An 11,136-nucleotide genomic window follows, 5' to 3' on the forward strand; every position below is an offset into this window, starting at 1 on the left:
GGGGGCCAGCCGGTCGGGAAGCGGTGCGACGCCGGCGAGTCACGGCAGCGACCGGCTGATCACCGGGGGCCTGTGGGGTGTCGACGTCTTCCGAGGTCGAGTTCGGCGGGTTCTGCTCGTCGAGCATGTGTGCTCCTCCGGCCCCGCGGCCGCCGAAGCTGCACGCGAGGCGATGTCGTCGCCGCGTGCAACGGGGTCGCACTGCGGACGCAAGCCTGCGGTCGGCCCGGCTACCCGGGCTACGGCGACGCTCCCCACTTAGGTCGGCCTGTCACGGGCTCTCCCCTCGCCGCCGCGGTCGTCGCCGCAGGCATCGTGCGCCTACGACGCGTCGCGGTCGGGCGCGAGTGGATCGCCGACCGTGCCGGACTGCGCATCGAGTGGACCTTGTGCCGTCCGGGTGGCCACAGGGACCTCCGAGGGCACGAGACCCGCGATGGCGCGGAGCCCGGCGAGAACATCGTCGGGTCGTACGGACGGGGTTCCGTGACGCACGACCACGTCCAGTATCGCACACGTGCCCTGAGTGTCAGGGGACCTCCGGCTCTCCAGGCGCACCACGGCGGCGCGGCTGTCGAACGTCCGCAGGCCCTTCTTGGTCATCCGGTCCACCAGAACCTCAGGGGCCGCGAGGAAGGCATCGACCGCCGAGGCGGCCGTCTCGGGCGACACGGTCGGCAGCACCAGCGTCCATGCACTGGCCTCCAGCCGATCGGCCAGACTGCCGCTCCCCTCGCGTACGGCGACGACCTCGAGGATGTCCAGGCCCGGCGGGAGCGCGGTGTCCAGCGCCCTCGCGAGCTCGTCCGGGTCCACGTGGCGCACCACGCCGATCTCGAGGTACTCGGCCTCGCTGGCGGCACCGGTCGGCGAGGCGCCGGCGTACGAGATCTTGGGGTGAGGGGAGAAGCCGGAGGAGTGGGCGATGGGGACACCGGCGCGACGCACCGCGCGCTCGAAGGCACGTCCGAAGTCCCGGTGGCTCGTGAAGCGCAGCCGACCTCGCTTCGCATAGCGGATCCGTAGCTTCTGGACGCTCGGGAGCTGCGGGTTCGGCGCCTCCGGGTTGGCGGGGACGCGGTCAGGGCTGGTCACCGTGCGAGGGTACCCAAGGGCGCCCCTCCGCCGGCTCCCGCGCGTCCCGTGACAGATTTGTCCGGTGACGTCCCCCACTCTCGAGTCTCGTGGCAACCGAGCCTTCGTCCTCGCGTGCATCATCCTGCTCGCGCTGAACCTGAGGGCGTCGGTGGGCAGCGTCGGCGTGGTCCTCAACGACATCCGCGGTGACCTCGACATGTCGGCGACCGCCGCCGGCGCGCTCACCACGCTCCCGGTGATCTGCTTCGCCCTGGTCGGCTCGCTCGCGAACACGATCGTGCGCGCGATCGGCCTGCACACCACCGCTATCGCGTCGACCGCGGTCGTCGCGGTCGGACTCGCGGCACGGACGTTCGCCGAGAGCGGCGGGCTCTTCCTCATCGCCTCGGCTGTGGCGCTCGCGGGCTGCGCGATCGGCAACGTGATCCTTCCGCCGTTGGTGAAGGTCCACTTCCCCGACCGGATCGCCCTGGTGTCGTCGATCGCCGGCGCCGCCATCGTCGGAGGGGCGACGCTGTCGGCCGCCCTCACCGTTCCCATCGCGGAGGCGACGGGTGACTGGCGGTGGGGCCTCTTCACGTGGGCCCTGCTCGCGGCCGTCACGCTCGTCCCCTGGCTCCGGCTGCTCCGCCACGACGTCCGCTCCACCGACGCGGCGACCCCGATCACGATCGGGGAGCTGGTCCGCGCTCCGCTGGCCTGGATGATGGCGGTCTGCTTCGGGGCACAGGCCGCGCAGGCGTACGCCCAGTTCGGCTGGTTCCCCGCGATCCTGGAGGATGCCGGGCTCAGCGACGCCTATGCGGGCAGCATGCTGGCGATCGTCACCGGGATCGGGATCCCGGCCGCGCTCCTGCTGCCGGCGGTCATCGGCTGGTCACGCGACCGCGCGTGGTTGCCCTGGTCGTTCGCCGTGGTCACGGCGGCCGGCTGGCTCGGCGTCCTCTGGTGGCCGACCGCGGCGCCGTGGGCCTGGGCGGTCCTGCTGGGCATCGGAGGCGCCGCCTTCCCCTGGGTCCTGACGATGATCGCCAAGCGGTCCCGCACGCACGAGGGCACGGTCGCGCTCTCGGGGTTCGTGCAGGGACTCGGCTACCTCATCGCGGCGCTCGGCCCGTTCGGGACAGGGCTCCTCCACGACTCGACGGGTGGGTGGGGCGCCCCGGTCGCGATGCTCGTCGCGCTCGCGCTGCTGATCGGGGTCGTCGGGACCTACGTCGCCCGGCCCGTCATGGTCGAGGACCAGCTCCACGCTCGCTGAGTGCTCCCTGGGGCCGCAGCATGAGGTCGTGGTCGCCGCTGAACCCCGCGCGTGCGTAGAGCGAGACCGACCGTGCGGTCGGGCTCAGGACGAGACGGACCAGGCCGGTCTCGTCCGCGTACGAGGTCAGTGCCCCCATCAGCCGCCCTCCGACACCCGCGCCCCGGTGCGCGGGCACCACGTAGACGTTGGCGACGTAGCCCCAGCTGCCCGTGGCCCGGCCCGGCCGCGGCATCCGCTCGAAGAGCATCACGTTGAGCATGCCGACCGGCGAGCCCTCGCCGGTCTCGGCCAGCCAGACCACCCGCTGCGCCGACTCGCGGGCGAACCACGCGTCGAAGCGGTCGAGGAACGACGGGTCGTCGGTCGGACCGTCCAGCTCCTCGGTCCACCGCGCCCGGAGACCGGCGAGGGCCCGCACGTCGGCCGCCCCGGCGCGGCGTACCCGCATCAGAGGACGCTGAGCGGGAGCAGCGTCTTGCCGGTGGGGCCGATCTGGATGTCGAGGTCCATCTGCGGGCAGACGCCGCAGTCGAAGCACGGGGTCCAGCGGCAGTCCTCGACCTCGCGAGCCCCGTCGGGGTCGATGGCGTCCTGCCAGTCCTCCCAGAGCCAGTCACGGTCGAGCCCGGAGTCCAGGTGGTCCCAGGGGAGCACCTCGGCGTACTCGCGCTCCCGCGTGGTGTACCAGTCGAGGTCGACCGGCTCGTCGGCCAGCGCCTCGTCCGCGCAACGCTCCCAGCGCTCGTACGAGAAGTGCTCGCTCCAGCCGTCGAATCGGCCGCCGTCACGCCAGACCGCCTCGATGATGCGGCCGACCCGTCGGTCGCCCCGCGAGAGGAGGCCCTCGATCGTGCCCGGCTTGCCGTCGTGGTAGCGGAAGCCGATCGCCCGGCCGAAGCGCTTGTCGGACTGCACCGAGGAGCGCAGCTTGCGGAGTCGCTCGTCGGTGGTCTCGTGGTCGAGCTGGGCGGCCCACTGGAACGGGGTGTGCGGCTTCGGGACGAAGCCGCCGATCGACACCGTGCAGCGGATGTCCTTGCGGCCGGACACCTCACGGCCGGTCTCGATGACCTTCTTGGCGAGCTCACCGATCTGCATGACGTCCTCGTCGGTCTCGGTGGGGAGGCCGCACATGAAGTAGAGCTTGACCTGGCGCCAGCCGTGCGAGTACGCCGCAGAGACCGTCCGGATCAGGTCCTCCTCGGTGACCATCTTGTTGATCACCTTGCGCAGGCGCTCCGACCCGCCCTCGGGAGCGAACGTGAGGCCGGACCGGCGCCCGTTGCGGCTGAACTCGTTGGCGAGCGTGATGTTGAACGCGTCGACGCGGGTGCTCGGCAGCGACAGCGAGGTGTTGGACCCCTCATAACGGTCGCCGAGCTGCTTGGCGACCTCTCCGATCTCGGTGTGGTCGGCGCTGCTCAGCGAGAGGAGGCCGACCTCCTCGAAACCGGACTTCTTGAGCCCGTTGTCGACCATCTCTCCGATGGTCTGCAGGCTGCGCTCGCGCACCGGGCGGGTGATCATGCCGGCCTGGCAGAAGCGGCAGCCGCGGGTGCAGCCGCGGAAGATCTCCACCGAGTAGCGCTCGTGGACGGTCTCGGCGAGCGGGACCAGCGGGTTCTTCGGGTACGGCCACTGGTCGAGGTCCATCAGCGTGTGCTTCGTGACGCGCCACGGGACCCCGGGACGGTTGGGGGCCACCCGCTGGATGCGACCGTCGGGGAGGTAGCCGACGTCGTAGAACATGGGCACGTAGACGCTGCCGGAGCTCGCGAGGCGCATCAGCAGCTCCTCGCGACCGCCGGGACAGCCCTCGGCCTTCCACTCCCGCACGACCTCGCTGATCTTGAGGACGATCTCCTCGCCGTCACCGAGCACCGCCGCGTCGACGAAGTCCGCGATCGGCTCGGGGTTGAAGGCGGCGTGCCCGCCGGCGAGGACGATCGGGTCGGCGTCGGTGCGGTCGGCCGCGCGCAGCGGGATGCCCGCGAGGTCCAGAGCCGTCAGGAGGTTGGTGTATCCGAGCTCGGTGGAGAACGAGACACCCAGCAGGTCGAACGCCCTGACCGGGCGGTGGCTGTCCACCGTGAACTGAGGGATCCCGTGCTCGCGCATCGCGGCTTCCATGTCGGGAAAGACCGCGTACGTGCGCTCGGCGAGGAGCCAGTCGCGCTCGTTGAGGACCTCGTACAGGATCTGGACGCCCTGGTTGGGGAGACCGACCTCGTAGGCGTCGGGATACATCAGGGCCCACCGGACGTCGACGGCGCTCCAGTCCTTGTTGACGGAGTTGAGCTCCCCGCCGACGTACTGGATCGGCTTGCTGATCGTGGGAAGGATCGGCTCGAGCCGGTCGAAGACCGACGCGACGGAGTCGTCGAGGTGGTTGACGGGCATGCCACCAGGGTAACGAGGGATGTCCCGCCCACCGAATCCCTCGCGGGTCACCGTGTGGCGGCCGCGGGTCACCGTGTGGCGGCCGCGGGTCACCGTGTGGCGGCCGCGGGTCAGCGGGAGCGGGTGGCCCGGGACCGGACGACCACGGCCGGAGACGCACTGCGACGGCCGATCGCGACCAGCAGGCCCACGGCCATCGCCGAGGCGAACAACGCCGTGCCGCCGTACGACACGAACGGCAGCGGCACGCCGGTGATCGGCATGATGCCCAGCGACATCCCGATGTTCTGGAACGCCTGGAAGCCAAACCAGCACCCGATCCCCGCCGCTGCCAGCCGGTCGAAGAGGTCGTCGGCCCGTGCGGCGATCCGCAGGCACCGCCACACCAGGACCCCCAGGAGCAGCACGACGAGCCCGGCGCCGAGGAGACCGAGCTCCTCCCCCGCCACCGTGAAGACGAAGTCGGTGTGCTGCTCGGGGACGAAGCCGGCCTGCGTCTGGGTGCCGTGGAAGAGTCCTTGACCGAGCAGACCACCGTTGCCGATCGCGATCCGTGCCTGCACCGTGTTGTAGCCGGCCCCGCGCGGATCGAGCTCAGGGTCGGTGAAGGCCTCGAAGCGCAAGACCTGGTACTCCTCGATGACCCCCACGGCGATCGCTCCGAGGACCACCGCCAGCCCAACCGTCACGAGTCCGCCGAGCCACAGGAGACGGACACCCGCGACGGCGAGCACACCCAGGACGATCGCGGCCATCACCATCAGCGTCCCGAGGTCGGGCTGGGCGAGGATCAAGGCAGCCGGCACGGCAGCGCAGGCCAGGGCCAGCAGGACGTCGGACGAACGGACGACCCGGCGCATCCTGCCCTCGGTCCGCTCGGCGAAGAGCAGGGCCATCACGAGCACCACGCCGAGCTTCGCGAGCTCGGCCGGCTGGAGCGAGAGCCCGCCCACCTGCAGCCACGAGCGTGACCCGTTGACCACGGCGCCGACACCGGGCACGAAGACCAGCACCAGCCCCAGGACCGCGGCGCCGTAGACGACCGGCGCCCACAACCGGATCCACCTCCGGTCGGTCGACGCCATGACCACGCCGAGCCCGACGGCGATCACGACGTTGGTCGCCTGCTTGACCAGGTACGCGGTGGGATCGCCACCGGTGAGGTCGTCGCGCGACGCGGTCGCCGACCAGACCAGCAGAGTCCCGACGACCGAGAGCGCGAGGGCCGACGCGACCAGAGGCAGGTCGACGTCGCCCCACGAGGTCCGCACCGAGGCGCCAGGCCGCAGCGCCGGGCGTACGGTCCCCCGGCCGCTCACCGGTCGTCCTCCTCGTCGGCATCGGCCTTCGTGCGCTTCGTGACCGGCGGCAGGATCCTGCCGTCGTCGGCGACCCGAGGGAGCGAGACCGGCGGTCTGGCTCTCGGCATGAGTGCCCGGTCCCGCCGGACCTTGCCGCCCTCGATGCCGTACAGGCCCTCCCAGATCGCCCGCACCGCGTCGCCGGACGACCCTGAGCCGGTGCCCGCCTGCTCCATCATCATCACGACGACGTAGTTCTCGTCGTACGAGGCGACCCACCCGGTCGTCTGACGCCCTGTGACCTCGGCGGTCCCGGTCTTGGAACGGACCTTCACCTGGTCGAGCGGGAAGCCGCCCATCTTCCAGGCCATCGTGCCCGTCTTGGCGGTGTCGAGGAGCGCGCCGTCGATGTAGCGCAGGTGCTTCTTGCTGACCGGCACGCGTCCGGCACGCTCCGGAGCGATCTCGCGCACCACCGAGCCGTCGGCGTCCAGCACCGCCTTCGCCACCCGGGGCTCGTAGAGCGTGCCTCCGTTGGCGAGCGCGGCGTAGCCAACAGCGAGCTGCAGCGGCGTCACCAGGGTCTCGCCCTGACCGATCGAGAAGTTGACCGCGTCTCCCGCTCGGTAGACGTAGCCGTCGGCGCAGAACTCGCGCGCGAACAGGCGCAGGTAGGCGCTCTCCACCTTCTCGGGCTTGCGGGCGATCGCGCAGTAGCGGTCCTTGTTGGCCTTCCAGTAGTCCTGGCGCCACTGCCGGTCGCCGAGACGCCCGCCGGCCTCACCGGGGATGTCGATGCCGGTGCGCTCGGAGAACCCGAACGCGCGTGCCATCTCGACCAGCGGGTCGTGGACGCCGGTCTTGGCGTCGGTGCCGCCCTGGTCCGTCCACGCGGCGTAGGCGATCCGGTAGAAGAACGTGTCGCAGGACGCCGCGAGCGCCCGGTCGAAGCCGATCGGCCCGTACGAGGCCGACTCGTAGTTCTTGAACCACCGGTTGCCCACCTGGAGCCCGGAGGAGCAGTCGAGGCGCGATCCGGTGTCCCACCGGTCCTCGAGCGCTCCCGCGGCGACGAAGGGCTTCCACGTCGACCCCGGCGCGAGCTGCGCCTGCGTCACGCGAGACAGCAGCGGGGTCCCGGAGTCCTCGGCGTAGAGCGACTCGAGCTGCCGGTTGGTGATGCCGTCGACCCAGACCTGCGGGTCGTACGACGGGTAGCTCGCCGCCGCGATCACTCGCCCGTCGTCGGGGTCCAGGACGACGGCGGCCCCGGCGGTCGCCTCGTAGCTGCGTCCGGTGACGTCGTCGTGGGTCGTGCGGGCCTTCTCGATCGCCTTCTTCAGCTGCCCCTCGGCGAGCGCCTGGACCCGGGAGTCGATGCTCGTGACCAGGGTCCTGCCCGCCTGCGGGTCCACCGCCGTACCCTCCGCGATGACCCGACCTCGCGAGTCCACCGACTTGCCGGTCGTCCCCGGGACTCCACGCAGGTCGGCGTCGTAGCTGCGCTCGACCCCGGCCCGTCCGACCACGGAGGCCGCGTTGAGGCTCTCGTCGTCGCGCTCGCGCGCCGCGTCGTACTCGTCAGCGGTGATCGGCGTGACGTAGCCGAGCAGCTGCGCGGCGTTGACCCCCTCGGGGCGCGGGTACGCCCGCACCGAGCGCTGCTCGGCGGCGACCGCGGGGAACTCCTCGGCCCGCTCCGACAGCGACAGCGCCACGTCCCGCGGGACGTCCTGCGCGACCGGGACCGGCTCGTACGGCGAGCCGTTCCAGCAGGCCGGGGGCTCCGGCGCCCCCTGCTCGCCACACAGCTTGATCCGGTCGAGGAGCACGTCGTAGTCGAGGTCGACCAGCCGGGCGAGCCGTCCCAGCACGTCGCTCTGCTCCTCGGACTCGAGCCGCGTCAGCCGCGAGCGGTCGACCGTGACGACCCAGGTGACCTTGTTGGCAGCCAGCGGGCGCCCCATCGCGTCGACGACCAGGCCGCGCTGAGGCTGCACGAGGCCCTGGCGGTTGGCGTTGTTCGCGGCGCGCGCTTGGTACTCGTCGCCGCCGACGACCTGGACGTACCAGAGGCGGGCGCACAACGTCGCGAACAGCGCGACCACGAGCACCTGCACCACGACGATCCGTGCCCGCCCCCGCCGCACCGTCACCACCTGACCTGTGGGGCAGGCTCGACCCTGCCGAGCAGAGCACGGACGCCGGGCACCAGCGCCAGGCCCAGCACCACGTCGTAGACGACGGCGAGCGCGACGACCGGGAGCACCATCGCGAGGTGCGCCCCGGGCTCACCGAGGGCGAGGCTGCTCAGCGCGAAGATCGAGGTGCCGACGAAGGCGGCCGCAGCCACGGTGAGGCTGTCGCTCAGCCACGACGGCCGGCTCCCCCGGTCGACGGTCCCGGCGAGGTAGCCGACCACCGTGAGCGATAGCGCCCACTGACCGAGGACGTGGTCGGCGGGCGGCGCGGCGTCGAGCAGCAGGCCGCCGGTGAACCCGGCCCAGGCCCCTTCGGTGGTCCCCCCGCACAAGCCCACCGCCACCACGAGGACGAGCACGACGTCGGGAACCACCGCGGTCGGGACCAGCGGCGCCAGCACGCTGGTATGAGCGACCACGCCGACGACGAGCAGGGCCACGACGAGGGCGACCCGACGGCCGTCCACCGTCACGATCCCTTCCGGGCGCCGACGACGACCGAGACCGTGTCGAGGGCGGAGAAGTCGACGTAGGGCGCCACCGTCACCGATGCCGTCTCGTCACGCGGCGACTCCACGACCTTCTCGACGCGGCCGATCGGGACCCCGGCGATGTACGGGACACCGTCGCGCGATCCCCACGAGACGATCGGGTCACCGACCTTCGGCACGGCGGAGCGGTCGAGCACCTCGAGGTTCAGCCTCCCCGTGCCCGACAGGCTGCCGTCACCACGCAGCATCCCGAGCTCGTGCTCGGCTCCGAGCCGCGCACCGACCACCGAGTCGGCGTCGACGAGCAGGAGCACGACGGCGTTGCGCGAGGTGGCGCTGATGACGCGACCGACGAGGCCGTCGGGACCCAGCACGGTCATGTCCCGGCGGACACCGCGTGACGTGCCCGCGTCGAGGACGACGGTGCGCCGGAAGGACTGCGCTGCACCGATCCCGACGACGTGGGCCGTCACCGTCTCGAGGTCCGCCGAGGTCGCGAACGCCGCGAGCGCGTCGTACTCGGCGAGCCGCGTCCGGTCGACGTCGGACGAGGCCACCAGCCCTCGCAGGCGGGCGTTCTCCGCCTCGAGCGCGGCCTTGTCGTCGCGGAGCTGGTCGCGGGTGGCGAAGCTGTCGACGCCGAACGGCGACAAGAGCCGATGGGCGCCCGACTCCAGTGGTCCGAGCACGGAGCCGGCGAGCGTACGGGCGGGCGACCCGGCTCCGGACAGGTCGACGCTGATCAGGGCGACGGCGGCGAGCAGCAGCACGAGCAGCACCGTCCGCGGACGGTGCTGCTGGTCGGGGCGACGACGGGTCCTGGCCACGCCGTCACCTGCGGGGCTCGGAAGTGAGCACCTGCTGCAGGGCGTCGAACTCCTCCACGCACTTGCCGGCGCCGAGCGCGACCGAGTGGAGGGGGTCGTCGACCACGTGGACCGGGATCTGCGTCTCGTGGCGGATCCGGTCGTCGAGGCCCGGCAGCAGCGCCCCGCCGCCGGTGAGGACGATGCCCCGGTCCATGATGTCGCCCGCGAGCTCGGGCGGCGTCAGGTCGAGCGTGCCCCTGATGGCGTCGACGATCGCCGCCACGGGCTCCTCCAACGCGCGACGGACCTCGCCGACGGTGACGTCCACCGTCCGAGGGAGACCTCCGACGAGGTCGCGGCCGCGGACGTGGACGGTCCGTTCGTCGGGCAGGGGGAAGGCTGATCCGGCCGTCACCTTGAGGTCCTCGGCCGTACGGTCGCCGAGCAGCAGCGCGTGCTCCTTCTTGAACCACGCCACGATGGCCTCGTCCATGTCGTCGCCCGCGGTGCGGATCGAGCGGCTGGCCACGATGCCCCCGAGCGCGATCACCGCGACCTCCGTCGTGCCTCCGCCCACGTCGACGATCATGTTGCCGGTCGGCTCGTGCACGGGCAGACCCGCACCGAGCGCTGCCGCCATCGGCTCCTCGACGATGAACACCTGGCGGGCTCCGGCCTGGTAGCCGGCCTCTCGGACCGCACGCTGCTCGACCGAGGTGATGGCGCTCGGGACGCACACGACCAGGCGAGGCTTGGTGAAGTAGCGACGCCGGTGGACCTGCTGGATGAACAGCCTCAGCATGTGCTCGCACGCCTCGAAGTCGGCGATCACGCCGTCCTTCATCGGTCGGACCACCGAGATCGCGTCAGGCGTGCGCCCGTGCATCCGCTTGGCCTCAGACCCCACGGCGAGGATCTCATGGGTCTGCGCAGCGAGGGCGACGACCGACGGCTCGTCGAGCATGACGCCCTTGCCCCGCACATAGACGAGGGTGTTCGCCGTGCCCAGGTCGACCGCCATGTCGCGCCCGAGCAGGCTGCGCAAGGGGAAGGACATGGGCTCAGGCTAGGTCGGCGTCGCAGTCTTCCCGGGCAGACACGCCCGCGAACCGCCGTACGGCCCGTCCGAGCGGGGATGTCGGTGCCTGCTGCCAGGGTGTGGTCATGTCCTCTGCGCCTGCCCTCGTCGAGCTCCGCCGCTACGCGCTGCACGCGGGTCAACGCGAGACGCTCGTCCGCCTGTTCGAGTCGGAGCTCGTGACCCCGCAGGAGGAGGTCGGGATGTCGGTCCTCGGACCGTTCCGAGACCTCGACGATCCCGACCAGTTCGTCTGGATACGCGGGTTCGACGACGCCGCGAGCCGCGGGCCGGCACTGCGCGCGTTCTACGAGGGGCCGGTGTGGGCCCGGCACCGCGACGCCGCGAACGCCACGATGATCTCGTCGGACGACGTCCTGCTGCTCCGTCCGGTCTCGGGACGTGCCTTGTCCCCCACCGCCGACCTCGCTGCGGACATCGTCGTCATCACGCTGTACGAGCCGGACGACGTCGACGACTTCGCCGCACTCATG

At 71.6% G+C, this 11,136-nt stretch carries 10 protein-coding genes; 2 read left to right on the forward strand and 8 right to left on the reverse strand.

The window, feature by feature from the left end:
• Positions 1-321 precede the first annotated feature (321 nt).
• A complete protein-coding gene (locus PV363_RS11660) occupies positions 322-1,095 on the reverse strand; it encodes a TIGR03936 family radical SAM-associated protein (protein WP_301022401.1) in 774 nt (257 codons plus the stop codon).
• A 64-nt stretch (positions 1,096-1,159) separates the two neighbouring features.
• Here PV363_RS11660 and PV363_RS11665 point away from each other — a divergent pair, with 64 nt between their 5' ends.
• Positions 1,160-2,359: an MFS transporter gene (locus PV363_RS11665; protein ID WP_220344125.1), complete on the forward strand. Its 1,200-nt coding sequence runs from the start codon at positions 1,160-1,162 to the stop codon at positions 2,357-2,359.
• On the opposite strand, the gene PV363_RS11670 is transcribed toward PV363_RS11665, so the two are convergent.
• The 7 genes from PV363_RS11670 to PV363_RS11700 form a co-directional block, all read right to left on the reverse strand.
• Entirely contained in the window at positions 2,328-2,810 is a 483-nt protein-coding gene (locus PV363_RS11670; RefSeq protein WP_301022402.1) for a GNAT family N-acetyltransferase, read from the reverse strand. The two genes, PV363_RS11665 and PV363_RS11670, sit on opposite strands and share 32 nt — an antisense overlap.
• Complete coding sequence (locus PV363_RS11675) at positions 2,810-4,762, reverse strand: TIGR03960 family B12-binding radical SAM protein (protein WP_301022403.1); 1,953 nt, start codon at positions 4,760-4,762, stop codon at positions 2,810-2,812. Before PV363_RS11675 ends, PV363_RS11670 begins: the two co-directional genes overlap by 1 nt.
• A 110-nt stretch (positions 4,763-4,872) precedes the next feature.
• On the reverse strand, positions 4,873-6,081 hold the full coding sequence (gene rodA, locus PV363_RS11680; RefSeq protein ID WP_301022404.1) for a rod shape-determining protein RodA: 1,209 nt from the start codon (positions 6,079-6,081) through the stop codon (positions 4,873-4,875).
• A complete protein-coding gene (mrdA, locus tag PV363_RS11685; protein WP_301022405.1) occupies positions 6,078-8,219 on the reverse strand; it encodes a penicillin-binding protein 2 in 2,142 nt (713 codons plus the stop codon). The genes rodA and mrdA overlap by 4 nt, the downstream gene beginning before the upstream one ends.
• Positions 8,216-8,731 (reverse strand): rod shape-determining protein MreD, encoded by a 516-nt coding sequence (gene mreD, locus PV363_RS11690; protein ID WP_301022406.1) that lies wholly within the window; start codon positions 8,729-8,731, stop codon positions 8,216-8,218. Before mreD ends, mrdA begins: the two co-directional genes overlap by 4 nt.
• A gap of 2 nt (positions 8,732-8,733) precedes the next feature.
• On the reverse strand, positions 8,734-9,582 hold the full coding sequence (mreC, locus tag PV363_RS11695; protein WP_220344119.1) for a rod shape-determining protein MreC: 849 nt from the start codon (positions 9,580-9,582) through the stop codon (positions 8,734-8,736).
• Positions 9,583-9,586: 4 nt separating this feature from the next.
• On the reverse strand, positions 9,587-10,621 hold the full coding sequence (locus PV363_RS11700) for a rod shape-determining protein (protein WP_220344118.1): 1,035 nt from the start codon (positions 10,619-10,621) through the stop codon (positions 9,587-9,589).
• 107 nt (positions 10,622-10,728) lie between these two features.
• Here PV363_RS11700 and PV363_RS11705 point away from each other — a divergent pair.
• Positions 10,729-11,136, forward strand: a 408-nt coding sequence (locus tag PV363_RS11705) for an NIPSNAP family protein (protein ID WP_301022407.1), incomplete at its 3' end; no start/stop codon positions are given.

Origin of the sequence: Mumia sp. (assembly GCF_028803055.1) — a bacterium.
Classification (GTDB): domain Bacteria; phylum Actinomycetota; class Actinomycetes; order Propionibacteriales; family Nocardioidaceae; genus Mumia.